Here is a 25145-nt window from a genome sequence, read left to right on the forward strand (position 1 = left end):
ACGGCGTGTCGACACGATCGGCCTAGCTTCGGGAAGGTGATGAGACGCAAGAAGTTGTTCCTGGCGGTGGCGCCGCTGGCCGCCCTGCTGCCGCTCGTGCTGACCTCGGTCACGCAGACGGCGCCCGCCGAAGCGGCGGCGACGTCGTGCTCGGCGGTCCCCGTCTCGGCGCCCGAGGGCACGCGAATCGAGTCGGTCCAGGCTGAGCAGAAGCCTGGCGGGACCGTCACGTTCCCGCCCACCCCGTTCTCGGCTCCGTCCGCGATCGCGGACGTGCCCGCGTACTGCGAAATCACCGTCACCCTGACCCACGGCAAGGCGGGTGACCATGTCAAGGTCGCCGTCGCAATGCCGCGGACCGGGTGGACGGGCAGGCTCCAGGCGGTCGGCGGCAGCGCCTACACCGCCGGTGACTTCGGTGCCCCGCTGATCCAGGCCGTCAAGGACGGCTACAGCGGCGTGACGACCGACGCCGGCGTTCCACTGACGTTCCTCGACACCTCATGGGCACTCACTCCCCAGGGCGAGATCGACAAGCCCCTGGTGACGAACTTCGCGACCCGTTCCGTGCACGAAGCGGCCCTCATCGGCAAGGACGTGACGCAGAAGTTCTACCAGCGGGAAGTCGGCTACTCGTACTGGAACGGATGCTCGACAGGAGGCCGTCAGGGTTACTCCGAAGCGCAACGGTACCCGGGAGACTTCGACGGCGTCCTGGCGAACGCTCCCGCCGTGCACTGGGCGGAGTTCGCGGTCGCGACCCTCTGGCCGCGAGTCGTGATGAACCAGGAGAAGACCTTCCCGGCGACCTGTGTCTTCACCGCCTTCCAGCAGGCGGCGATCAAGGCCTGCGACGGCCGGGACGGAGTCACCGACGGCATCGTGGACCGGCCGGACGAATGCGGCTACGACCCTCGATCGCTCGTCGGCACGGAGGTGCTCTGCGGCGACAGGGAGGTCACCGTCACCGCGGCGGACGCCGAAGTCGTCCGGAAGATCTGGGCCGGGCCGTCCGACGAGCACGGACGACGGCTCTGGGCCGGCCTTCCCAAAGGCGCCGACTTCGGCCCGGTGACGACCGCTCCCGGCTTCCCGGTGGCCACGGGCTGGGTGCGGACGTTCCTGAAGAAGCAGCCCGGATTCGACACGGAGACGCTCACCTATCGCCAGTTCGCCGACCTGTTCCGCCAGTCGGTGCGGGAGTACGACGACATCATCGGGACCTCGGACCCCGATCTGTCGGCGTTCCGCCGGGCGGGCGGCAAGCTGATCACCTTCGTCGGCACCGACGACCAGCTGATCCCGCCGGGCGGCACGCTGCAGTACCGCCGCGAGGTCGAGCGTGAGATGGGCGGCCCGAAGCGGGTCAACGACTTCTACCGGCTGTTCCTCGCGCCGGGTGTCGCGCACTGCTCCGGTGGCGCGGGTGCCGCGCCGACGAACGCGCTGGGCGCGCTCGTCGACTGGGTCGAACACGGCAAGGTGCCGTCGACCCTGCCCGCGGCGAACGGCGACAAGACCGTCACCCGTGATCTCTGCCCGTATCCGCAGGTCTCGCGATACCGCGGCCACGGTGATCCCGCGGTGGCCACGAGCTACCGCTGCACCGGCCACTGAGGCCCCGCACACCAGTGCCCGTCGTGCCGTCGCCCCCTCCGGCACGACGGGCACTTCCCCACACTGTGAGAAGTTCCGCCGTCCCCTTTGCCCTACCCCTCAAAAGTACGGTATGGACGACAGTGGACATTGCGGCGAAGCGCCTCAAACGTCGGTGCCGCCTTTCCGCCGGCAGCGGCTGAACCGTTGCACCGCAACGGAATCGCCACGCGGATCAGCACGGATCACCGCCATATCACCCCGCGTTCCAGCCGGGCGATATGACCCAAATGGTATGTACCAGTTGCGTGATCCGCCTCGTACGGTCGGGGACGAATCCCCTCCCCCGCCCGTTTCGAGGAAAGCGTTGAAATGAACAGAAAGATCTTAGCCGCCACAGCCGCGGCCATAGCCGGGGCAGGCCTGGTCACCGCCATCGCCCTCACCCCCAACGCGAGCGCCGGTCAGCAGGCCGCCTCCGGTGACCAGTCCCAGTCCGAAATGCTGGCCGCGATGGCCCGCGACCTCAAGATCAGCCCGGAACAGGCCAAGCTCCGGCTCGCGAGCGAACAGCGCGCCGCGGTCGCCGACAACACGCTGAAGAAGCAGCTCGGCACGTCATACGCCGGATCGTGGCTCGACGGCTCCGGGACCACGCTGACCGTGGCGGTCACCGACGCCGCCGTGGGCGACCTCGTCCGTGCCGCGGGCGCCACCCCGAAGACGGTCGCCCGCAGTGCCGCCGATCTCGACGCGGCGAAGCTGCGGCTCGACGCCAAGTCCGCCAAGGCACCGAAGACCGTGCCGGGCTGGTTCACCGACGTCACCACCAACTCGATCGTCGTCCTCGCCAACGCCGGTGGCGAATCCGCCGCGAAATCGTGGGCTGCCGAGGCCGGTGTGCCGTCCGACCTGGTCCGGGTCGAGGCCAGCACCGAACAGCCGCGTGCGCTGATCGACATCATCGGCGGCAACGCCTACACCTTCGGCTCGGGCCGCTGCTCCATCGGTTTCGCGGTCGACGGCGGCTTCGTGACCGCCGGGCACTGCGGCACCACCGGCACCCGCACCTCGAACCCCAGCGGAACCGTCGCCGGCTCCAGCTTCCCCGGCAACGACTACGCCTGGGTCCGCGCCGACGCGGGCAACACCCCGCGCCCGCTGGTGAACCGCTACCCCGGCACCGTGCCGGTCGCCGGTTCGACCGAGGCCCCGGTCAACTCGTCGGTGTGCCGCTCCGGCTCCACCACCGGCTGGCGCTGCGGCACCATCCTGCAGAAGAACACCTCGGTCACCTACCCCGAGGGCACCATCACCGGCCTGACCCGGACCAACGCCTGCGCCGAGCCCGGTGACTCCGGCGGTTCGTGGATCACCGGCGACCAGGCGCAGGGCGTCACCTCCGGTGGCTCCGGCAACTGCACCTCCGGCGGCACCATCTACTTCCAGCCGATTTCGGAGATCCTGAGCGTCTACAACCTGCGTCTGACGGTCAGCGGCAACCCGCCGTCCAGCACCACCACGACGCCGACCACGCCCACCACCCCGACCAGCCCGACGACGTCGAACCCGCCGGGCGGCACCTGGGCGCCGTACACGTACTACGGCTCCGGCGCGACCGCCAGCTACGGCGGCAGCAACTACCGGGTCATCCAGCCGCACACCTCCATGCCCGGCTGGGAACCGCCGAACGTGCCCGCGCTTTGGGAACTCGCCTGACCTGGACCGCCCCCGGCGACCTCACCTCGCCGGGGGCGGCTCCTCCCCCTGACGACGGCGCGCTGACGGCGGATCTCGAATCCCTCGTCCCCCGCGCCCGCCGCGGCGACCCCGCGGCGACGAACGAGCTGATGAACATCGTCCAGCCGGTGGTCGCGGACTACTGCCGGAGCCGGATGGACGGAACCGACGCGCGGGAGATCGCCGCGGACGACGTCGCGCAGGAGACCTGTCTCGCCGTGCTCAGCGGCCTGCCCACCGCGCGGACCACCGGCGGGTCTTTCCTCACCGCCGTCCTGGGAATCGCGGCAAGGAAGGTCGCCGCCGCTTTCCGGCGGCGAGCCCGGGACAAGTCGGAACCCACGCCCGATCCGCCCGAACGCGCGACGCCCGAACCCAACGAACCCGAGTGGCAGGCGCTGGCCGCCGACGGCCACGACCGGTTGACGCGGCTGATGAGCACCCTGCCCGGTATCCAGCAGGAGATCCTCCGGCTGCGGATCACGGTCGGCATGACGGCGCCCGAGGCGGGCGCGGTCCTGCGAGTGAGCCCCGGCCTGGTCCGGGTCGCCCAGCATCGCGCCCTGCACAAACTCCGCACGATCATCAGCGAGGACGACCTGTGATCAGCCCCCTGATCGGTCCCGGGGACGGCCACACCTGGCCGGCGGAGATCGATGTCCGGCATCTGCGCCTCCTCGACGCCATCGCGTCGGCGGGCAGCATCGCGAAGGCCGCGACCGCACTCGGGCTCTCCCAGCCCGCGTTGAGCACGCAGCTCCACCGAGTCGAACGGGCATTGGAACGGACGGTGTTCGAACGCGACCGGCACGGCGTGCGGCCCACCGCGCTGGGCGAGGTGCTCCTGAACCACGCGCGCCGGGTACTGGCCGCGGCGGACGACCTCGAACTGGCGATCCGCCGGTTCCACAGCGCGCCTTCCGAGGGACTGCTCCGGATCGGCGCGCTTCCGACCGTCTTCGCCGAGACGCTGAGCGGTGTGGTCGCCGCGGCGGCTCGTGGCCGTCCCGTCGAACTGCTGGCCGTGACCAGCCGGACGGCGTTGTTCTCGGCGCTGGTCGACGGCACGGTCGAATTGGCGCTGTACAAGGATCACCCCGGGCAGGAGATCGTTCCGCCCGACGGCGTCCACATGCTTCCTGTCGGCACGGAGCCGGTCTTCGTGGTCGTGTCCCCGGACCATCCCGCCGCCGGACTCGGCGAGGTGTCCCTGGCCGAGCTCGACGGCTCGGTCTGGCTGATGCCGTCGGACGAAGACGACGAGCTCCACGCTCACCTGACCGACCAGTGCGCCCGCGCCGGCCTAGGCGAGATCACCGTGCGGAAGCTGGATCCGATGGCGTTGCGGCAGAGCGTCCGGCACGAACCGCGCGCGGTGGCGCCCGCCCGCTCCCTCGATTCCGGTTCCACGATCCCGGGCCCGGTGGTGGCGCTGCGGGGTGTGCCGCTGAGGACGCGGCATCTCCTGCTGTGGCGGGACGGCTCGTCCATTGACGTGCCCACTGTCCGAAGCGGACTGGTGGACGCGATCACCGAGCCCGCCGCGATCCGGCATCGGCTTCCCGAGTGGGCGGCCGCCAACCCCGGCTGGCTCGGCACCTGACCGGATTCAGCGCTGGATGCAGTCGAGACCGAGGCCGAAGGCCGTGAGCACGTACTGACAGATATGCGTCGCGTGCGCTTCGTCGGTCTCGAGGCAGCCCACCGGCACGCCCAGCAGATCGACCGCGCACGACGCGTAGAACTGGTTCGGGCTGCCGGGCACCGGGTCCGCCATTGCGGGCGAGGCGGTGACGGCGCCCAAGAACGTGACCGCGGCCGCCAGCGCGGCGATTCGAGTCTTCATCGTGCTCTCCCTTCCGTCGATGCCCCCGTGTTCCCCGGATCCGGTCGGTTCACGTGGTGATCACCGGAACGTGTCACGGTGACGTACACCGATGACGTCGTCCGACGGGCGCCGCGGCCCCTTCGGCCGTCTTAGCGTGAATTCATGCCCGTACTGGGAAAGACCGTCCTCGCCGCCGCCGTCCTGCTCACCGCCGCGTGCGGTGCCCCCTCGCCCGCTCCGCCGGTGACCGCTCCCCCCGCCACGGCCGCCGGCTGGTCGCCGGCTCCCGTGGTGCCGTTGCCTTCCCAGCCGCCGCCGTCGCTGGTCGTGGACGCGCCGTTGCCAGAGCAGCTCGCGATGGGCCTGGTCGTGCTGCGGTACCGGGCGGAGAACCTCCGGATCGTCCCGGTGTACGGCCCCGCCGCACTGGACGTCACACCCCGGATCGGCCATATCCACGTGACCGTCGACGACGCGGCGTGGCACTGGGCCGACGGCAGCGGCGAACCGCTGATCATCCAGTCGCTGCCCGCGGGACCGCACAAGGTGTGGATCGGTCTCGCCGACCCGACGCACAAGGTCCTCGACCAGAAGACCGTGGACTTCGTCGTTCCCGCCCACACCGGACACCACTGAGGAGACGCTTTCATGACACTGGATCAGTACTACCTGCTCGGCCGCTCCGGACTGCGCGTCAGCCGGATCGCGCTCGGAACGATGAACTTCGGTACCGGCGGTTTCCACGCCGCGTACGGGAAATCCGAGGACGACGTCCGCCCGATCTTCCGCAAGTACCTGGAGGCGGGCGGGAACTTCATCGACACCGCGGACTTCTACACCGCGGGTGAGAGCGAGACCATCCTCGGCCGCCTCATCGCCGAGGCGAAGGTGCGCGACAGGGTCGTGCTCACCACCAAGTACACCAACAGCGTCGACCCCGGCGACCCGAACGCGGGCGGCAACGGGCGCAAGCACCTGATCAGGGCGCTGGAAGCGTCGTTGCGACGGCTGGGCACCGACCACGTCGACCTCTTCCTGCTGCACACCTGGGACCGCGTCACACCGGCGGAAGAGGTGATGCGCACGTTCGACGACCTGGTGCGCGCGGGGAAGATCCGCTACGCCGGGCTCTCCGACGTACCCGCCTGGTACGCCGCCCGGGCGCAGAGCTTCGCCGAGGCGAACGCGCTCACCCCGGCCGTCAATCTCCAGCTGCCCTACTCGCTCGTGGAACGGACGATCGAGACCGAGCACGTGCCGATGGGACAGCATCTCGGGCTCGGCATCACCGCGTGGAGCCCGCTGGCCGGCGGGTTCCTCACCGGCAAGTACCGCCAGACCGGCGAGACCACGAGCGGTGACGGCAGGCTGAGCGATCCGGGGAACGCCGGGAAGTCGTGGACGGACCGCGACTGGGCACTGCTGAAACCGCTGGAGAAGGTCGCTGACGAACTCGGCGTCACGATGGCCCAGGTCGCGATCAACTGGGTCGCGACCCAGCCGGGCGTCGCGGCCGCGATCGTCGGGGCGAGCAGCGCCGATCAGCTGGGCAAGAGCATGGCCGCACTGGACTTCACGCTTCCGCCGGACCTGCGGGCGCTCCTCGACGAGGCCAGTGCCGTCCCGCCGGAGTCGGTGTACCGGATGTTCACGCCCGCGTATCAGAACTGGGTGATCAGCCCCGGGGTGAAGGTCGGGGACAAGCCGGCGGGGTACGCGCCCGCGGTGCGGAACTGGTGAGCTGACCATCGGCGTGCCCACGGTCTGTCGCCGTTTCGCGGCAACAGGCCTGGGGCCGGGTTGTGGAGGGCCTCACGCCGCCGCTTGGCGTCGCCGGTTTTCGGCGACAAGCCGTCGGGGATCATGTCGCGGTGCCGCCACGGTTCTCGCCGTTATCCGTGGCCGTCGCCGATTCGCGGCAACGGGGCGTGGGCCACCCGGAACGTCGCCAATTCGCGGCTACCCATCGAGGCGGCCCTGGAGTCCAACTGCTGCGGCCGTCGCCGTTTCGCGGCAACGACCCACGGCTGGTCCCGGCGCAACCCTGATCCCATGCCTCGACAACCCCAGCAAGTCGCCGTTTCGCGGCAACAGGCCGCAGGCGTTACGAAGGCGGCCTTCCCGTCACTGCTCGGCATCGCCGATTCCCGGCGACAGGCCACCCGTGACCATGCCGCATGGCGGCCCAACCCCATCGCGCTCCGTGGCCGTCGCCGTTTCGCGGCAACGCCCCACGCTCGCCATGCCTACCGGTGACACGGTATAGGCCGTTATACGACTCCTCTCCGCGAGATCGCCGGCAGGGCGCGGCAGCACCCAAGCCAGGTCACCGGAGCACGCCGGACCGAGGAACTCCCCGGCTTGGCGCCGTGCATCCGATGCCCGCGCCCTCGATGGTCACCAGACGGCAGCCCGGAGTCAGTACCCACATCCGTTCCAGCGACACCCTGGTGACGTACTGGCCTGCCCGCCGCTGACCAACGGGTCGGCGCGGTGATCGCGGCGAGCCGATCCAGGCCATGATCAGGTCGATCAGCGCCAGTCGATCGGGTACCAACGGCTCCAAGGACTCGATCGGGTGCGGCGGAACACCGCCGCGTCCCGCCAGGCGCCGGGCGAGCAGCACGACGACCCGGCCGCCCAGCGAATGGCCGGCCAGACCCGCCCCCAGTAGATCCGCCACTCCGGCGGCCATCACCGCGAGCGAGTGCTTCTCCGTGTGGACGCTGCCCCGGCAGATCGACGGCCGGCCGGGCACGAAATCATCCCGAGGCGCGCAGCAGGACCACGGGCGCATCGACCTCGAACGGCGAGCATCAGGCCCGCAAGTGTGCCCGGTCCGGCGCGACGGCGTGCTCCAGCGGCTGCCCGAGCACGAACCGCCGCAGCTCTCGCACGACGAGCTCGCCCATCCGAGCGCGTTCGGCACCCAGCGCGCCCGCCAGATGCGGGGTGAGCACCACGTTCGGCAACGTGTACAGCGGCGAGTCCGGCTCGGGCGGTTCGGGCCAGGTGACGTCGAGGATCGCCGTGAGATCGGGGCGCTCGCGCAGCACGGGGACGACCGACGGCTCGTCGACGACGGCGCCACGGGCGGTGTTGATCAAGGTCGCACCGATGCCCATCCTGGCCACCAGCTCACCGTCGACCAGTCCTTCGGTCTCCGGCAGCAGCGGCGCGTGCAGGCTGACCACGGGACACGTGGTGAACAGTTCGTCCAGACCCACCAGCCGCACGCCGAGACCGTCGGCCGTCGCCGGGTCGACGACGGGGTCGCTCGCGAGCACGTCCACGTCGAAACCGCGCAAATGCGACGCGACGAGAGCGCCGATCTCGCCGAGGCCGAGCAGCCCGACCCGGGACAGGTAGGCACCCGCGACCCTCGGGTCCGGCGGATAGGCCCGCCGCTCCCGGATCTCCCGGGAGATCCGGTGCACCTGCTTGAGTCCTAAGAGGACCTGGGCAAGGGTGAACTCGGCGACCGGGACGGCGTTCGCGGCCGCGGCCGACACGATCGGCAGCTCACGCGCCCAGAACTCGGGCGTCGTCAGCGGCCGGACCGAGCCGGCGGCGACGAGCACGGCCCGCAGGTCCCGCGCGTGTCCCAAGAGGACGGAGTCCAGCACCGGGGCACCCCAGCCGGACAGCAGGATTTCGACGCCTTCCAGTGCCGCCGGGTTCTCCGCCAGCCGCTCACGGGTGAGCGGCTCACGCAGGTCCACCAGCGTTTCGATCTCCTTCAGCACCGCCTCGGGATAAACGTCGTCGCGGCGGCGTTCCTCCATCACGAGAAGTGCCGTCGGCCGGTGTCGCAGCTCGGTCATTCCTACCTCCGCGGCGACCATACATCGGATGCTTGACCCGGTCCACGCGCGGCGAGTCCCACGCAGAGGCGACCAGGGGCGATTGAAATTCGTAATGATCGGACCATTGACCGGAGACCGGGAAAGCGCTTACCGTCCCCTCCGAGGTAGACAGCGTGGTCCACAGTGAACAGGAGATGCGATGCGGAAATCGCGGTGGATCGGCGTGGGACTCACTGTCTCAGCGCTGGTCCTTTCGGGCTGCTCGGCAGGCCCCGCCGGAACGAACGTCGCGCAGGACACCAAGGCGCCGTTGGAACTGTGGACTCGGACGACCCCCGGCGGCCCCGGTGAACAGGCCACCAAGCGGCTCGCGGAAGCCTTCGAGAAGGCCACGGGATTCAAGGTGCAGGTCACCGCGATCTTCGACGACTTCGAGACGAAGCTCGCCCAGCGGGCCGCCCAGCGCGACCTGCCGGACATCGTGATGAACGACGTCACGCAGCTGGGCACGCTGAAGAGCCAGGGTCTCGTCCGCGAGGTCGAGCCGGGCAAGATCAAACACACCTCGGAACTCACCGAGCAGGCCCTGAAGTCGAACCAGACCGCGGACGGCAAGCTGTACGGCCTGCCCTACAGCGCGCAGGCCTCGGCGCTGCTCATCCGCAAGGACTGGCGGGAGAAGCTCGGCAAGAGCGTCCCGCAGAGCTGGGCCGAGCTGGCGGACCTCGCCAAGGCCTTCACCACCGGCGACCCCGACGGCAACGGCAAGGCCGACACCGCGGGCCTGAACGCGACGCTGTCGACCAAGCGGGGCTACGCCTCCTGGTACTTCTCGAACTTCCTCTGGGCCGCCGGCGGCGACTTCATCTCCGAGACCGGTGGTGGCAAGTACAAGCCGGCGATGAGCACGCCCGAATCCGTGGCCGCGGTGCAGTGGTTCCGCGACCTCGGCTGCAAGGACAACGTCATCCAGCCCGGTTCGGTCACCATGCCGACCCCGGCGACCAACGAGACCTTCGAAGCGGGCAAGGCCGGGATGTACGTCGTCGGCCCGTACCTGCTGCCGCGGTTCGACAAGTCGCTCGGCAAGGACAAGTACGAGGTCGTCCCGATGCCGAAGGGCGCCAAGAACGCCGACGTCCTCGCCGAGGGCCTGTCGATCTACATGATGGCCGGTTCGCCGAACCAGGCCGGGCAGGACGCCTTCGGTGACTTCGCGATCTCGGTCGACGGCCAGAAGATCGGCATGGAGGGCGAATCGGCCTTCATCGTGCAGCTTCCGGTGAACAAGAACGTCGACATCACCCAGGTCCGCTCCGACCCGCGCTGGAAGACCTACGCCGAGATCTACACCAAGTCCGGCCACTACGCGCCGTCCATCCCGAACTGGACGCCGGTCCGCCAGGACACCGCCGACACGATCAGCGCGCTCGTCGCCGACTGCAAGCTCGATCTCAAGGCGGAACTGTCCAAACTCGACACCAAGCTCGCGGCGACCTTGCAGCAACAGGGGATCAGCGCCTCATGACCGTAGATCACGCCAAGCCGGCGGCCGTCGGCGCGGACCGTCCCGCCGTCAAGCGGGCACCCGCGCCGAAGGCCCGCAGGCGCAGCGACCGCGACGGGAAGTGGTGGACGCCGTGGCTGTTCCTGGCCCCCGCCCTGATCCTGTTCGTGTACTTCAAGTTCATCCCGATGTTCACCGCGGTGACGATGTCCTTCCAGGACGTCCAGCCGTACCTGGGCAACCAGTGGGTCGGCGGGCAGAACTACAGCACCGTCCTCGGTGACGAGGCGTTCCACTCCGCGATCTGGCACACCATCGTGATCGCGGTCGGGCAGACCGCGGGGTCGATGATCATCGGCCTCGCGCTCGCCCTGCTGATGGAGGGCCAGAGCAAGCGGCTGAAGTTCCTGCGGTCGGCGGCGTTCCTGCCGGTGGTCGTGCCGATCGCGGTGGTCGCCGAACTGTGGCGCATCATGTACCACCCGACCGAGGACGGGATGCTGAACTCCATCCTCGGCCTGGTCGGGATGGGCCCGTCGGGCTTCATCAACGATCCCGACAGCTCGATGATCTCGGTCATCATCACCGGGATCTGGCGCGGTGCCCCGTACGACATGATGATCTTCCTCGCGGGCCTCGCCGGAATCGACAGGGGACTCTACGAAGCGGCCACTGTGGACGGTGCCTCCCGCTGGCGCAAGATCCTCCACGTGACGCTGCCGGGCCTGCGATCGGTGTTCTCGATCCTGTTCGTACTCGCCGCGATCCGCGGCCTGCGGGTGTTCACCGAGGTGTTCCTGCTGACCAACGGCGGGCCGAACGGCTCGACCGAAGTGGCGATGACCCTGATCTACAAACTCGGCCTGGAACAGAACCGGCTGGGCGTGGGCGCGGCGGGCGCGGTCCTGCTGTTCCTCGCGACGCTCGTGCTGACCCTGTTCGTCCAGGTGCTCCGACGGAGGCGAGACGCATGACCGCGGCCAACGATTCCGCACTCGGCCTCGACGCCGTCAAGTCACCGGCCGGGCGGATCCTCAAGTTCGTCCTGTACGCCCTGTTGCTCCTCGTGTTCGCCGGACCGCTGCTGGCACTGCTGGTCAGCGCGTTCAACGACGTCTCGGATCCGACGGCGCTGAGCGTCGTCCCGTCCAGCCCGACGCTGGACAACTTCGGCATCGCCTTCGACCTTGGCGTGGGGATGTACCTCCTCAACTCGTTCCTGGTGGTCGGCTTCGGCCTGCTGCTCCAGGTCGTGATCTCGGTGCTGGCAGGCTACGCGCTGGCGCGCAAGAAATTCCGGTTCATGACCTTCGTGCTGGTCGCGATCCTGGCGACGCTGATGCTCCCGGAGGAGATCCTCGCGATCCCGCTGTCGCTGATCCTGTCGGATCTGCCGGTGGTGCATCTGAACCTGATCGGCAGCCTCGCCGGGATGATCGTGCCGCTGGGCGCGTGGGCCTTCTCGATCCTGGTGATGACCGAGTTCATGAAGGACGTCCCTCGCGAGCTCGAAGAGGCCGCGCGGATCGACGGGGCCGGCGACCTGCGGATCTTCGCCCAGATCATCCTCCCGATGTGCAAGCCCGCGCTCGGCGTGATCGGCGTCTTCGGCTTCACGATGATCTGGGACCAGTACCTGCTGCCGTTGCTGGTGTCGACCGATGCTTCGACCTACACCCTGCCGCTGGCCCTGCGGACCCTGCGGATCGACACGAACGTCACGCCCGGCGTGATCATGGCCGCGTCGCTGCTGGCGCTGCTCCCGTCGGTCGCCGCGTTCCTGTTCTTCCAGCGTTCGTTCGTCCGCGGCCTCGCCTCGGGCGCGCTCAAGGGCTGAGTCACCAAAGACAATCAAGGAGCGATCCTGCAGTGAGTTCCACCGTCTGGTTCACCCACGACCGGTTCGGGATGTTCGTCCACTGGGGACTGTATTCCCTCGCCGCCCGGCACGAATGGGTGCAGAACCGCGAAAAGCTGACCGACGAGCAGTACCGGGTGTACTTCGACCACTTCGAACCGGACAAGTACGACCCGCGTTCCTGGGCGCGCGCCGCGAAGGCCGCGGGCATGACCTACGTCGTTCTGACCACCAAGCACCACGACGGTTTCTGCCTGTGGGACAGCGACCTCACCGACTTCAAGGTGACGAACACTCCGTACGGCAAGGATCTGCTCGGCCCGTTCGTCGACGCCTGCCGCGAAGAGGGCTTGAAGGTCGGCTTCTACCACTCGTTGATCGACTGGCATCACCCCGCGTTCCCCGTCGACGGCACCCATCCCCGCCGTGACGACGCCGAGTACATCGCGGCGCACCAGTACGCCGACATCGCCGAGTACCAGCTCTATCTGCACGGTCAGGTGCGCGAACTGCTCACCCGCTTCGGCACGATCGACTACCTGTTCTTCGACTTCTCCTACAAGGGCCGCAAGGAATGGTGGGGCGGCAAGGGGCCGGACGACTGGGACTCCCCCGGCCTGCTCGCGCTCGTCCGCGAACTCCAGCCCGGCATCCTGGTCAACGACCGCACCGGGATCCCGGGGGACTTCATCACCCCGGAGCAGTACCAGCCGTCCGGCCCGATGGCCCGCGACGGCGTCCCGGTGGTGTGGGAGGCGTGCCAGACACTGAACGGCAGCTGGGGTTACGACCGCGACAACCTCGACTACAAGAGCCCGGAACTGCTCATCCGGATGCTGGTCGACGGCGTGTCCAAGGACGGCAACCTGCTGCTCAACGTCGGCCCGAACGGCCGGGGTGAGATCGACCCCCGTGCGCACGAAGTCCTCGCCGAGATCGGCCGCTGGATGGACCGGCACGAACGCTCCGTCCGCGGCTGCGGCCCGGCCGAGTTCACCGCGCCCGCCGACGGCCGCTACACCCAGCGCGGCGACCGGCTCTATCTGCACCTGTTCAGCTGGCCGATGAACCACGTCCACCTGCCCGGGCTCGCCGGGCGGGTGCGCTACGCCCAGTTGCTCGACGACGCCTCGGAGATCCGGCAGGTGCACACGGATCCCGGGCAGACCGCGCAGAACACCCAGATGGGCGGGCAGCCGGAAGGCACGCTCACCCTGAAACTCCCCATCCGGAAACCGGACACCCCGGTCCCGGTGATCGAACTGTTCCTGAGCAAAGAAAGCCCCGCCGCCGAAACCCTCCCCACCGATTGAGCACGGAGGCATCATGGATCGCAGAAGGTTCCTCAGCGGCGCCACCCTCGGCGCCGCGCTGATCACCGTCCCCTGGGTCACCGCGGGCACGGCGTCGGCCAAACCGAAGGGGCTGTGCGCTCTGAACGTCAGTTCGCTGACCGAACTGCAGAACGCGATCAACCAGGCGGGCCCCGGTGACGTCATCACCGTGAACAACGGGACGTACACCGTGCCGTCGGGCAAGCCGATCAGCGTCAAGGGCAGGCGTGGCACGAAGGACCAGCCGATCACCATCGTCGCCCAGTCCCGCGGCGGCGTGACGCTCAACGGTGAGCAGAGCTTCGTCTTCGACGACTCCACCGGCGTCACGCTCAGCGGATTCAATTTCCGGCAGAGCACCACCCTGGAGATCCCGGCGAACTGTTCGCGGATCCGCCTGACCCGCAACGACTTCCAGCTGGCCGACCTCCCGGACCTGCACTGGGTGATGGTCCGCGCCGACTACAGCAAGATCGACCGCAACCACTTCCACCACAAGACGACGCTCGGCGTCATGCTCTGCATCGAGGGCGCGGACGACGACAAGATGGCGACAGGCGTCCACGTCGTGCGGAACTACTTCTCCGACCACACCTTCGCCGGCGAAAACGGCGGCGAGCCGATCCGGCTCGGCGTCAGCCCGCGCGCGCTGAGCACCGCCGGCGCCACGGTGGAGTACAACCTGTTCGAACGCGCGAACGGCGACCCGGAGGCGATCTCGGTCAAGTCGTCGGGCAACTTCATCCGCAACAACACCATCCGGAACAGCCTGGGCGGCATCGTTCTGCGCCACGGGAACAAGTCCGTCGTCGAATCCAACTTCATCCTCGGCGGCAAGGAAGGCATCCGGATCTACGGCAACGACCACAAGATCCTCAACAACTACATCGCCGGCGTGTCCAGCAGGGCACTGGTCATCGGCAGCGGCACCGTTCGGGACCACTTCCCCGGTGAATCAAAGGAATCACGGCGCAAGAACGACGCGGCGGACCGGGTGCTCATCGCGCACAACACGTTGCTGAACAACGGCAGCACGCTCTCCGGCGAGACCAACCGGACGGTCGAACCGCGCGACTGCACGATCTCGGACAACATCTTCGTCGGCGACAACGAAGACCTGGTCGCGATGAGCACCACGGGCAACTTCACCTGGTCCGGCAACATCCTGTGGGGTTCGGGCGGGAACGGCAACATCCCGGCGGGCACCTTCCGCCGGATCGACCCGAAGCTCGTGCAGGGCAGCGACGGCGTCTCGCGGCTCGCCGCGGGCAGCCCCGCGATCGACGCGGCGACCCTGTCGACCGCACCGGTCACGCTGGACATCGACGGTCAAGCCCGTGGCAGCCTGCGTGACGTCGGCGCCGACGAGTACTCGACGGCCGCCATCGCCAACCGGCCGCTCACCACCGCGGACGTCGGCCCCGGCGCTCCGTAGCCGGGCGGTCGGCATCAGAGCCGGGCTCACGCCGGTGTCAGCCCACACCGGCGTGAGCCCACCGCACCACCGAGTGCCCGTTGGCGGAGCCGAATAAGTACCCGAGAAGCGACCAAACGCGTGAACCCGCCTCGGCCGAAGGCCCCGCCATCGCGGTGGCAGGGCGCCCTGCACGTCCACCGCGACGTGGCAGACCAGCCGGCGGCCTGCCGACGTCGATCGCGGTCGCGGGTTCACCGCCAGACTCCGAGGAGGAACCATGGCGCAGCGCGCCGCGGGTTCGGCCACCCTGGCCGACGTCGCCCGCGAGGCCGGAGTGTCGCTCGCGACGGCGTCGAGGGCGCTCAACGGCGGGACCAGACAGGTCAGCGTGACGCTGCGCGAATCGGTGCTGCGGGCCGCGGAACGGCTGCAGTACACGGCGAACGTGCCCGCGCAGGCGATGGCCCGCGGCCGCGGCAACGTCGTCGGGCTGCTGGTGCACGACATCGTCGACCCGTACTTCTCCTCGATCGCGTCGGGTGTGATGCGCGTGGCGGCGCGACACGGGCTGACGGTCACCATCGCGAGCACCGAGAACCATCCGGAGAAGGAACTCGAGTACGTCACCACGTTGCGAGGGCAACGGGCACGAGCGGTCATCCTCGCCGGGTCGCGTAACGAAGACAGTGCCCTGCAACGGAATCTGACCAAGGAGCTCAAGGCGTTCGAGGCCGCCGACGGTCAGGTCGTGGTGATCGGCCAGCGGAAGCTGCCGTTCGACACCGTCATGCTGGAGAACCGGGCCGGAGCGGCGGATCTGGCGGAGAACCTCGCCGTGCTCGGGCATCGGGACTTCCTCGTGCTCGCCGGGCCGACCGGCCTGCTGACGTCGCGGGATCGTGTCCTCGGTTTCCGTGACGGGCTCGCCCGGCACGGTATCCCGCTGCCCGAGAACCACGTGCTGCGGGCGGAATTCACCCGCGACGGCGGCTACGCGGCGATGGTGCGCGCGATCGAGAACGGCTTCCGCGGCTGCGTTTTCGCGGTCAACGACGTGATGGCCGTCGGCGCGATGGCCGCCTGCCGCGACCGTGGGCTGCTGGTCCCCGCGCAGATCGCGATCGCCGGGTTCGACGACATTATTACGTTGCGCGACATAAGGCCTTCGCTGTCGACTGTGCGTGTGCCAATCGAGCGCATGGGAGAACAAGCACTCGATTTCATCCTCGACGACCGCGCGGCCGCTCCTCGGGTCAAGCCGATCACCGGTGAGGTCGTGCTGCGCGAAAGCACTCAACCGTTGGAGGGAAAATGATCCGCCCGGGACTGTGTTCGGTGACGCTGCGGCGGCTGGACGCCGACGAAGTCGCCAGCCGCGCCGAAAAGGCGGGCCTGCAAGTGATCGAGTGGGGCGCGGACGTCCATGTGCGCCCCGGTGACGACTGGGCGGCCGAGCGCGCGTTCGAGGCCATGGCACGGCACGGGCTGACCTGCGACTCCTACGGTTCCTACTTCCGCGCCACCCCGGTGGAGGCCGGGAAGTTCGGTGACATCGCCGCCACCGCGGTCCGGCTCGGCGCCTCGCGGATCCGAGTGTGGGCGGGCAAAGCGGGCTCCGAGGACGTCGACCCCGACGAACGCGAGCAGGTCGCCGCCGGTCTCCGCGAGGCCGCCGACGTAGCGAACGAACACGGTCTGGAGGTCGCGCTGGAGTTCCACGGCGGGACGCTGACCGACACCGCGGAATCGACCGTCCGGCTGCTCGAAGAGGTCGGCCGCGACAATCTCGGCACCTACTGGCAACCGCCGCAGGACCTGCCGGACGACCAGGCGCTGACCGGCCTGGAACTGGTGCTCGACCACGTGCGCGCGGTGCACGTCTTCTCGTGGTGGCCCAGCAACGAGCGGCATCCGCTGACCTTCCGGGCGGATCTGTGGACGCGGGCGTTCGGCCTGCTCGCCAGGACCGGACGGCCGCTCGACGCGCTGCTGGAGTTCGTCCCGGACAACGATCCGGACCTGCTCCCTGGCGAGGCCGACTCGCTGCGGAAGCTGATCGAGGCGGGCGCGTGAGGTTCACCGAAACCGACAGGTTGCTCTTCGCCGGCGACTCCATCACCGACTCCAGCCGCGATCGCGCCGATCCCGCGTCGCTGGGCAAGGGGTATGTCCGGCAGATCGCGGACTTCGTCGGTGACGGACCGGAGGTGATCAACAGAGGCGTCAACGGAAACCGGATCTACGACCTCGAAGCCCGGTGGGCCATCGACGTCCTCGCGGCGCGCCCGACGGTGCTGACGGTGAAGATCGGCATCAACGACACCTGGCGGACCTTCGATCGCGGCCTGTCGAGCCCGATCGGGAAGTTCCGTGCCGCCTACTCCCGGCTGCTGGCCGGTGCGCGGGAGCACCTCCCGGCCGAGTTGTACGTGATCACGCCGTTCCTGCTGCCGGTGGAGCCGGGACAGCGGGAGTGGCTCGGTGATCTGGCGCCCCGCGTCGAAGCGGCGATCGACGTGGCGACCGAGTTCGGCGCGCGGCTGGTGCGCGCGGACCTGTTCATGCCGCGCGCGGCGGCCGAGCACGGGGCGGCGACGCTCGCCCCGGACGGCGTCCACCCCAGCCCGCTGGGTCACCGGTTACTCGCCGAAGCATGGCTCGCGGCGGCCGGTGCACCGGTCGAGGAGGCCAGGCTCACCTAGGCCGTGCCCGGCAAGCCTGGCCGATACAGTTGCCCCGTGAACCGGAACGCCATCATCGCCGGTCGTTACCGGCTGGAGCACAAGGTCGGCCGGGGCGCGATGGGCGTGGTGTGGCAGGCGCGGGACGAGCGGCTCGACCGCACGGTCGCGGTCAAGCAGTTGCTGCCGGACAACTCCCCGGGCGACGCGCCGTTCCGGTCGATCGTGCGCGCGATGCGGGAGGCCCGGGTCGCCGCGCGGATCAAGCATCCGCACGCCGTCACCGTCTACGACGTCGTCGAACAGGACGGAACCCCGTACCTGATCATGGAGTTCCTCTCATCGCGGCCGCTGACGGAACTCCTCGCGGACGGCGGCCCGCTCCCCGCGGGCCGCGTCGCTGAGCTCGGCGCGCAGATCGCCTCCGCGCTGGCCGCCGCCCACGAGGACGGCATCCTGCACCGGGACGTCACACCCAACAACATTCTGATCACCGAGGACGGGCAAGCGAAGATCGCCGACTTCGGCCTGTCCCACGCCACGGGCGAAGGGACGATGACCGGCGACGGTCTCGTCGTCGGCACACCGGCGTACCTCTCCCCCGAGGTCGCCGACGGTGACGAACCCGGGTACCCGTCGGACGTGTTCTCGCTCGGCTCCACGCTCTACACCGTGCTGGAAGGCGCGCCGCCGTTCGGCACCGACGGCAACCAGATCGCCCTCCTCAAACGGGTCGCCCGCGGCGAGATCATCGCACCGCGATCCACCGGCCCGCTCACGGACGTCGTGCTGCGGCTGCTCCGGCGCGATCCGCGGGAACGGCCGGACATGGCCGAAGCCGCGCGGATGTTCGCCGCCGTCGCCGACGGCCGTCCGGCGATCCTGTCCGGCACCAAACGGCTTCCCGCGCCCACCCGCCGTTCGCGGTTGCCGTTCGCCATCGCGGGCGGCGTGGTCGCGGCGGGTGGTGTCCTGGCGGGGATCCTGCTGTTCGACGGCGGTCCGCCCGACGCCGCCGCTCCAGTGGCGGCGCCGTTGCCTTCGGCTGCGAAACCGGTGTGCGAAGCGCGATACGAGGTCGCCAACCGCTGGCCCGGCGGTTCGGAGATCCGCGTCTCCGTCCGGAACGCCCAGGACACCCGGCTCACCGGCTGGGAGGTCAGCTGGACCCTGCCGCCCGGCACCCGCATCGCCAACCTGTGGAACGGTTCCCTGACGCAGGACGGCGATCGCGTACGAGTGTCCGAAGTGGACTGGAACGCGGTACTGCCCGTCGGCGGGACGACCACCTTCGGGTTCATCGCGACCACCGAGGGCGACGGCGGGGCCGCACCGGTCGCGGTGTGCCGGAGTTCTTAGCGAGCGGTCGATTCCCGCGCGTTCAAACGCACGGGGACTTCGATCCGGCGCGGCTCGCCGTCGGCCGTCTTCCCCTCGACGAGGTCCATCAACGCCGTGGCCGCACGGCCGCCCACCTCGCGTGGATGCACGAACATCCCGGTCACCTGCGGCGAAACGAGGCGGAGCGAACCGCTGTCCACCGCACTGCAGATCCCGAGCGCGCCGGGCACCGCGAGCCGTCGGCGGCGGGCCTCGTGGAGGACGCCGAGGGCGAGGTTCTCCGATGTCGTGAAAACGGCGTCCGGGCACACCCGCCGGTCGAGGAGTCTGCCCAGTGCTTCCGCCGTGCCTTCGGTGGTCGGCGGCTCGTCGATCTCGGCCACCACCGGCTCCAGCCCCCGGCCTTCCATCCAGCCGGTGTACCCCGCGACAAGATCGGCCGCGTAGGAGCGGGCGGTGTCGGTGGCGATCATCGACGGCCGCTCGTAACCGTTGTCCGCCAAGTGATCCAGCATCAGCCGGGCGGCCGCGACGAGGTCGTTGTCGACGACGACCGGCACCGGGCACGGCGCCGCCATCGGACGTCCGACGGTCACCAGCGGCCTGTCCTGGCACCAGCCGGTCGCGAAGAAAGGCTCGTCTCCGCGGGGATCCACCAGGATCGCGCCGTCGACGGCGAAGGCGTTCAGCCGGTCGAGGTCGGCGTCCATCGGGGTCAGAAGCAGGGCGTACGAACCTTTCGACGCGGCCTCGGCCGCGCCGTTGAGGACCTCCAGGAAGTAGTCCGAATTGGGCACGAGCGCGCAGGCGCTGCTCGCGTCGACCGAGTTCGCGAGCTGGATCGCCAACGTGCGGCTGCGCCGGGTGACCAGCTGCTGCGCGTGCACGCTGGCCTGGTAACCGAGTTCGGCCGCCGCCCTCGCGACGCGCTGCCGGGTCTCCTCGGAGATCCGGCCTTGCCCGCTGAGCACATGGGAAACGGTGGTGATCGAAACCCCCGCGGCGGCGGCGACGTCACGGATGGTCGGCGACACTCAGGCCTCCACGGGCGGTCCCCAAACGCGGTTCGGCCGGTCGGTGTCCAGCCGATAGTCGGTGACATGGGCGTCGCCCAGCCTACGGCCGAGGTCCGCCGCCGCCGCCAGCGGCCGCGCGGGATCGCGCTCCACCTCGCCCCGGCTGTTGCCGACGCCGACCACGATCCCGGCGAGGTCCTGGCGCAGGTATCGGGTGAGCTCCTGGAACTGGGCCTCCAGGCCGAGTGTCGCGCCGCGGTAGCTCTCCTCGCACGAGATCAGCACCGCGGCGCGTTTGTGCATCAACCCCGGCACGACCTCCGCGGTATGCGGCGAACTGCCGGAGGTGTAACAGAAAAGCCGGTCGAAGAAGGACTTGAGCCGTCCGGTCATGCCGTACCAGTGCAGCGGTGTCGCGTAGACGATCGCGTCCGCCGGGAGCACATGATCGAACAACAGGCGCTCGTAGCCGTCGCCGATGCCGCAGGACCGGTCGCTCAACCGGCAGCCGCGGCAGTCCCCCAGCGGCGACTCGACGAAATCGGAGAGCCGGATGAAGCCGACCGTGTGCCCGGCTTCATCCGCCCCCTTGGCCAGCGCCTGCGCGAGCGCCCAGGAGTTGCCTTCACGGCGTGGGCTCGAATCGAGCACCAAGACCTTCATGCGGTTCTCCCCCGGAGAGACTGCCAAAACGTTTTAGCAGTCTCTCCGGGGAGGGTTTCCCCTGTCAAGCGACCTTGGCCGCCGCGGCGAGGAGGACCTCCGCGACGACGTCCGGCCGCGAGACCGAGACAGCGTGCGAAGCGTCGACCCTGGTGACCTCCGAACCGGCACGCTCGGCCATGAACGCCTGCGCGGCGGCGGGGATCGCGTGGTCCTGCTCGGCGATCAGCGCCCACGAAGGCAGGTTCTTCCACGCCGGCTCACCGTCGAACGGCGTGGCGAGCGCGCGCTCGGTGACCGGACGCTGGGTGACCGCCATGACGTCGGCGGTCTCCGCGGGGACGTCGGCCGCGAACACGTCCGAGAAGTTCTCGGGCTTGATCGACAGCTCACCCTGCGCGGCCAGGACGTTCGTGGTGTCCGGGCCGAGCTTGCCGCCTTCGAACCGGCCGGACAGCTCGAACACGCTCTCCCCCGCCTCCGGCTGGAAAGCGGCGATGTAGACGAGCGCCTCGACGTTCGGCGCGGTGGTGGCCGCACGGCTGATCACCACGCCGCCGTAGGAGTGCCCGGCCAGCACCACGGGACCGTCCACGCCGTTGACGACGTCGGACACGTAGTCCGCGTCGGACTCGATCCCGCGCAGCGGGTTCGCGGCGGCCAGCACGCGATAGCCCTGCTCACGCAGCTTCGGGACGACGCCGTTCCAGCTGGACGAGTCGGCGAAAGCGCCGTGGACCAGGACGATGGTGGGCTTCTGGTTGCTCATGATGACTCCTTCAGTTCAGGGAGAACGATCGGTCTTTCTGCCTGAACAATGCTCGCCGGCGAGGTCTTCCGCAACGTGACGAAGCCGACCTAGTGGAATGACCGTTCTTTCTCTAAGGTTGGGGAATGCCGACTGTCGATCGGGACGTCCACCCGAAGATCCGGCTGCTCGAGACAGCGTCGCGACTCTTCTACGCCGAGGGCATCCATGCCGTCGGCGTGGAGCGCCTGGTCTCCGAAGCGGCCGTGACCAGGGCGACGTTCTACCGCCACTACCCCACCAAGGACGACCTCGTCGCCGCCTACCTGAGCACTACGAGCGAGCGGATCCGCGCGGGCGTCGACGCGGTCACGCAAGGGAAGCCCGCTCGCGAAGCACTGCTCGCCGCACTGGGCATCGTCGGCGACCGGACGCTCGACGACGACTTCCGCGGCTGCCAGTTCCTCAACGCCGCGGCCGAGTACCCCGATCCCGCGCACCAGGTGCGCCAGGTCATCGACGACCACCGGGACTGGTTCTTCGGCGTGCTTCGCGACTTGGCGCGCGACGCGGGTCATGCCGATCCCGAGCACGCCGCCCGCACCCTCGTCCTCCTCCGCGACGGCGCGCTTCACGGCGGGAACCTCGACGACGCCGCGACCGTGCGCACCACTTTGCACCGAGCCGTGGCCGAGCTCGTCCCCTGACGTTCATCGCGTCTTCTCGACGGTCGTAACAAGTGCTACCTTCGCGGAAGGGGGCACGGCCGGACCGAGGAGCGGCGACGATGAGGCTTTCTCCCAGCGCGCACGTCGACCCGTTCTGCCGTGACCGGCTGCCGCCCGCCGATCAGTGGCCGGAGTTCGTGTTCGACCTGCCGGAACTCCGGTACCCGGACAGACTGAACGCCGCGACCGGGCTGCTCGACGACACCGCCGCGCGCCTCGGCCACGACAGGCCATGCCTGCTCTCCCCCGCCGAAACGTGGACATACGGCGAAGTCCTGGCCCGCGCCAACCGCGTCGCCCACGTCCTGGTCACCGAGTTCGGGGTCGTTCCCGGAGACCGGGTGCTGTTGCGGGGCACCAACACACCCTGGCTCGCGACGGCATGGCTGGCCGTGCTCAAAGCGGGCGCGGTGGCCGTCACTACCATGCCGATGCTGCGGCGCACCGAACTCGACAAGATCGCCGGCCGCGCGAAACCCGCGGTCGCGGTCTGCGACGAACGACTGCTGGACGAACTCCCGCCCGATCTCCCCGTCGTGTCCTACGGAACCGAACTCGCGGCCCGCGCGGAACGGCATCCGGTGACGTTCGCCGATGTCCCGACCGCGGCCGACGACGTCGCCCTGCTGGCCTTCACCTCCGGCACGACAGGATCCCCGAAGGCGACGATGCATTTCCATCGCGACCTGCTCGCGATCGCCGACACCTTCTCCCGCCACGTCGTACGCCCGACGTCCGACGACCTCTTCTGCGGTACACCGCCGCTGGCCTTCACCTTCGGCCTCGGCGGCCTGCTGGTCTTCCCTCTGCGCGCGGGCGCGGCGACACTGCTCGTCGAGCGCGCCACCCCGGCGGAACTCGCCGCCATCGTCGCCACGAAGAACGTCACCGTTCTCTTCACCGCCCCGACCGCGTACCGGGCGATTCTGAACGCAGGCGAGGGCCAGTTGCTGACCGGAGTACGCCGGGCCGTCTCGGCGGGCGAGTCGCTTCCCGCTCCCGTGGCCGAGCAGTACCGGGAGATCGTCGGACGGCCGCTCATCGACGGGCTCGGCAGCACCGAGATGCTGCACGTGTTCATCTCCTCCGCCGACGGCGACGCGCGTCCCGGCGCCACCGGCAAAGTCGTGCCCGGCTACCAAGCGGCCGTTCTCGATGCCGACGGTTCGCCCGTTCCCGACGGCACTCCCGGTTTCCTGGCGGTTCGAGGGCCCACCGGTTGCCGCTACCTCGAAGACCCGCGCCAGCAGAACTACGTCCGCGGCGGCTGGAACCTCACCGGCGACACCTACGTCCGCGACACCGACGGCTACTTCCGGTTCGTCGCGCGCAGCGACGACATGATCATCTCGTCGGGGTACAACATCGCCGCCCCCGAGGTCGAGGAGGTCCTGCTCACCCATCCGGACGTGGACGAATGCGCCGTGATCGGCACGCCGGATCCCGATCGCGGCTCGGTCGTGACGGCGTTCGTCGTTCCCCGGCCCGGTATCGAGCCGGGCGTGGATCTGGTGCGGGCATTGCAGGACCACGCCAAGGCGACCGCGGCGCCGTACAAGTATCCGCGGCGGGTGCGGTTCATCGAGGCATTGCCGCGCAATGCGAGCGGGAAGCTGCAGCGATATCTGCTTCGGGAGCTGTGAGCTCTGTCCACATCGGACCTCGTCTGAGGTCTTTCGATCTCCCGCAAGTCATTGAGGGCAAGGCGGATGTGTCGGACGCGGCGGGTGGTCACCAAGGGGCACGTCGGCAAGTAGACCTTCGCAAGATTTAACTTTGCGAAGGTGACTTTGCGACCTGCCTCGTTTGTCTTATGACCCACTCAGGTCGAAATCCCCGCCTTCGCCAGAATGCGAAACAAATTCCGAAGCGCTTTTCATATTCGCACACCTGTTCGAACGCTGGTATTCTTGCGGGGTGTCCAGCCAACGAATCCTCGAACCGCCGCAGGAGCTGTGGCGTGCCGGTGCGCGCGAGCTCGCGCACGGCGTGGTCGAGCGGTTGTCGGTGGCACGACAGGCTTTGGCCGAGGTCGGGCAGTTCCTGGCCGAGATCGAGTCCCGCGGTCCGATGGAGTTGTTCGGGCACGGTTCGACCGCGGGCTGGTTCGCCGAGACCGCCCGGATCAGCCCGAAAGAAGCTCGCGACACCGTGGCCCGCGCGCTGGCGGTGAACGAAAGCCGGAACCTGGACGGCACCCCCGCCCCCGCTTTCGCCCCCATCGCCGGAGCCGCCGCGGCCGACGGGGACCTCGGGCACCAGCAACTCGACCCACTCCTGGCGGTACTGAAGAAAATCCCCGCCGACGTATCCGCCGAAGACCGATCCGGCGCGGAACAGATCCTGGTGGACCTGGCCCGCCACGCCGGGCCGCAGCAGATCGTCAACGGCGGCGCCGAACTCTTGGCGCACCTGGATCCCGACGGCAACGAGCCCAAAGACGAAGACCTGAAGCCGCCGTCGCGTGAGGTCCATCTCCGGAAACGCGACGACGGCTGGTGGCGGCTCAACGGCCTCCTGGACCCCGAATTCGGCGCCCGCGCCAACGCGTTGTTCGAAACCTGGGGACAACGAAGACCCATCGACGAAGACGGCAACCGCGACCCCCGCACCCCCGGCGAACGCCACGGCGACGCCTTGTTCGACGCCATCCACTACGCCATGACCAACGACAAGGCTCCCACGCTGTCCGGGGATCGGACGACGGTGGTGGTCACCATCCCCCTGGAGACCCTGACCTCCGGACTGGGATCCGCCTGCGTGGACGAGGTCTCCCAGATCACCGCCCGCCACGCCCGCATGCTCGCCTGCGACGCCAAAATCATCCCCGCCGTCCTCGGCACCGAAAGCGAACCCCTCGACATCGGCCGCGCCACCCGCAG

24 protein-coding genes are annotated in these 25145 nt (G+C 69.2%); 18 read left to right on the forward strand and 6 right to left on the reverse strand.

Features of this window, described 5'->3' with window-relative positions:
• Nucleotides 1-39: 39 nt before the first annotated feature.
• The 4 genes from AC0685_RS37890 (at nucleotide 40) to AC0685_RS37905 (ending at nucleotide 4939) form a co-directional block, all read left to right on the forward strand.
• Nucleotides 40-1617, forward strand: coding sequence for a tannase/feruloyl esterase family alpha/beta hydrolase (locus AC0685_RS37890; RefSeq protein ID WP_478229891.1), 1578 nt, complete (start codon nucleotides 40-42; stop codon nucleotides 1615-1617).
• Between the two features lie 351 nt (nucleotides 1618-1968).
• Nucleotides 1969-3315, forward strand: coding sequence for an alpha-lytic protease prodomain-containing protein (locus AC0685_RS37895; protein WP_478229892.1), 1347 nt, complete (start codon nucleotides 1969-1971; stop codon nucleotides 3313-3315).
• Complete coding sequence (locus tag AC0685_RS37900) at nucleotides 3300-3941, forward strand: sigma-70 family RNA polymerase sigma factor (protein WP_478229893.1); 642 nt, start codon at nucleotides 3300-3302, stop codon at nucleotides 3939-3941. Before AC0685_RS37895 ends, AC0685_RS37900 begins: the two co-directional genes overlap by 16 nt.
• Nucleotides 3938-4939, forward strand: a complete 1002-nt coding sequence (locus AC0685_RS37905; RefSeq protein WP_478229894.1) for a LysR family transcriptional regulator — start codon at nucleotides 3938-3940, stop codon at nucleotides 4937-4939. The genes AC0685_RS37900 and AC0685_RS37905 overlap by 4 nt, the downstream gene beginning before the upstream one ends.
• Before the next feature lie 6 nt (nucleotides 4940-4945).
• Here AC0685_RS37905 and AC0685_RS37910 read toward each other — a convergent pair whose 3' ends face one another.
• Nucleotides 4946-5182 carry a hypothetical protein gene (locus tag AC0685_RS37910; protein WP_125678639.1) on the reverse strand — a complete coding sequence of 79 codons (237 nt, stop codon included), beginning with the start codon at nucleotides 5180-5182 and terminating at the stop codon, nucleotides 4946-4948.
• Between the two features lie 144 nt (nucleotides 5183-5326).
• On the opposite strand from AC0685_RS37910, the gene AC0685_RS37915 reads away from it, so the two are divergent.
• On the forward strand, nucleotides 5327-5800 hold the full coding sequence (locus tag AC0685_RS37915; RefSeq protein ID WP_478229895.1) for a DUF6130 family protein: 474 nt from the start codon (nucleotides 5327-5329) through the stop codon (nucleotides 5798-5800).
• A gap of 12 nt (nucleotides 5801-5812) precedes the next feature.
• Nucleotides 5813-6904: an aldo/keto reductase gene (locus AC0685_RS37920; RefSeq protein WP_478229896.1), complete on the forward strand. Its 1092-nt coding sequence runs from the start codon at nucleotides 5813-5815 to the stop codon at nucleotides 6902-6904.
• Nucleotides 6905-7490: 586 nt separating this feature from the next.
• Here AC0685_RS37920 and AC0685_RS37925 read toward each other — a convergent pair.
• On the reverse strand, nucleotides 7491-7922 hold the full coding sequence (locus AC0685_RS37925) for an alpha/beta fold hydrolase (RefSeq protein ID WP_478229897.1): 432 nt from the start codon (nucleotides 7920-7922) through the stop codon (nucleotides 7491-7493).
• Nucleotides 7923-7980: 58 nt separating this feature from the next.
• Entirely contained in the window at nucleotides 7981-8988 is a 1008-nt protein-coding gene (locus AC0685_RS37930) for a hydroxyacid dehydrogenase (protein WP_478229898.1), read from the reverse strand.
• A gap of 181 nt (nucleotides 8989-9169) precedes the next feature.
• On the opposite strand from AC0685_RS37930, the gene AC0685_RS37935 reads away from it, so the two are divergent.
• The 9 genes from AC0685_RS37935 to AC0685_RS37975 all read left to right on the forward strand — a co-directional run bounded on the left by AC0685_RS37935 (nucleotide 9170) and on the right by AC0685_RS37975 (nucleotide 19126).
• Nucleotides 9170-10498 carry a sugar ABC transporter substrate-binding protein gene (locus tag AC0685_RS37935; RefSeq protein WP_478229899.1) on the forward strand — a complete coding sequence of 443 codons (1329 nt, stop codon included), beginning with the start codon at nucleotides 9170-9172 and terminating at the stop codon, nucleotides 10496-10498.
• On the forward strand, nucleotides 10495-11451 hold the full coding sequence (locus AC0685_RS37940; RefSeq protein ID WP_478229900.1) for a carbohydrate ABC transporter permease: 957 nt from the start codon (nucleotides 10495-10497) through the stop codon (nucleotides 11449-11451). Before AC0685_RS37935 ends, AC0685_RS37940 begins: the two co-directional genes overlap by 4 nt.
• Nucleotides 11448-12314: a carbohydrate ABC transporter permease gene (locus AC0685_RS37945; RefSeq protein WP_125690702.1), complete on the forward strand. Its 867-nt coding sequence runs from the start codon at nucleotides 11448-11450 to the stop codon at nucleotides 12312-12314. Before AC0685_RS37940 ends, AC0685_RS37945 begins: the two co-directional genes overlap by 4 nt.
• A gap of 32 nt (nucleotides 12315-12346) precedes the next feature.
• Complete coding sequence (locus tag AC0685_RS37950; RefSeq protein WP_478229901.1) at nucleotides 12347-13648, forward strand: alpha-L-fucosidase; 1302 nt, start codon at nucleotides 12347-12349, stop codon at nucleotides 13646-13648.
• A gap of 13 nt (nucleotides 13649-13661) precedes the next feature.
• Nucleotides 13662-15104: a chondroitinase-B domain-containing protein gene (locus tag AC0685_RS37955; protein WP_478229902.1), complete on the forward strand. Its 1443-nt coding sequence runs from the start codon at nucleotides 13662-13664 to the stop codon at nucleotides 15102-15104.
• Nucleotides 15105-15363: 259 nt separating this feature from the next.
• Nucleotides 15364-16401, forward strand: coding sequence for a LacI family DNA-binding transcriptional regulator (locus tag AC0685_RS37960; RefSeq protein ID WP_478229903.1), 1038 nt, complete (start codon nucleotides 15364-15366; stop codon nucleotides 16399-16401).
• A complete protein-coding gene (locus AC0685_RS37965) occupies nucleotides 16398-17159 on the forward strand; it encodes a sugar phosphate isomerase/epimerase family protein (RefSeq protein WP_478229904.1) in 762 nt (253 codons plus the stop codon). Before AC0685_RS37960 ends, AC0685_RS37965 begins: the two co-directional genes overlap by 4 nt.
• Nucleotides 17156-17788, forward strand: coding sequence for an SGNH/GDSL hydrolase family protein (locus AC0685_RS37970; RefSeq protein WP_478229905.1), 633 nt, complete (start codon nucleotides 17156-17158; stop codon nucleotides 17786-17788). Before AC0685_RS37965 ends, AC0685_RS37970 begins: the two co-directional genes overlap by 4 nt.
• A 36-nt stretch (nucleotides 17789-17824) precedes the next feature.
• The gene (locus tag AC0685_RS37975; protein ID WP_478229906.1) at nucleotides 17825-19126 is read left to right on the forward strand and encodes a serine/threonine-protein kinase; all 1302 of its coding nucleotides are present in this window, start codon (nucleotides 17825-17827) and stop codon (nucleotides 19124-19126) included.
• Here AC0685_RS37975 and AC0685_RS37980 read toward each other — a convergent pair.
• From AC0685_RS37980 to AC0685_RS37990, 3 genes are all read right to left on the reverse strand, one after another.
• Nucleotides 19123-20142, reverse strand: coding sequence for a LacI family DNA-binding transcriptional regulator (locus tag AC0685_RS37980; RefSeq protein WP_478229907.1), 1020 nt, complete (start codon nucleotides 20140-20142; stop codon nucleotides 19123-19125). The genes AC0685_RS37975 and AC0685_RS37980 overlap by 4 nt on opposite strands.
• Entirely contained in the window at nucleotides 20143-20787 is a 645-nt protein-coding gene (locus tag AC0685_RS37985; protein ID WP_478229908.1) for a flavodoxin family protein, read from the reverse strand.
• A gap of 64 nt (nucleotides 20788-20851) precedes the next feature.
• Nucleotides 20852-21556 carry an alpha/beta fold hydrolase gene (locus AC0685_RS37990; RefSeq protein ID WP_478229909.1) on the reverse strand — a complete coding sequence of 235 codons (705 nt, stop codon included), beginning with the start codon at nucleotides 21554-21556 and terminating at the stop codon, nucleotides 20852-20854.
• A 125-nt stretch (nucleotides 21557-21681) separates the two neighbouring features.
• On the opposite strand from AC0685_RS37990, the gene AC0685_RS37995 reads away from it, so the two are divergent.
• The 3 genes from AC0685_RS37995 to AC0685_RS38005 all read left to right on the forward strand — a co-directional run.
• Nucleotides 21682-22242, forward strand: a complete 561-nt coding sequence (locus AC0685_RS37995; protein WP_478229910.1) for a TetR/AcrR family transcriptional regulator — start codon at nucleotides 21682-21684, stop codon at nucleotides 22240-22242.
• 80 nt (nucleotides 22243-22322) lie between these two features.
• Nucleotides 22323-23906, forward strand: coding sequence for an AMP-binding protein (locus AC0685_RS38000; RefSeq protein ID WP_478229911.1), 1584 nt, complete (start codon nucleotides 22323-22325; stop codon nucleotides 23904-23906).
• A gap of 274 nt (nucleotides 23907-24180) precedes the next feature.
• A partial coding sequence (locus AC0685_RS38005) for a DUF222 domain-containing protein (protein ID WP_478229912.1) occupies nucleotides 24181-25145 on the forward strand: 965 nt, incomplete at its 3' end.

The sequence above is a fragment of the Amycolatopsis sp. NPDC043889 genome, assembly GCF_056435645.1.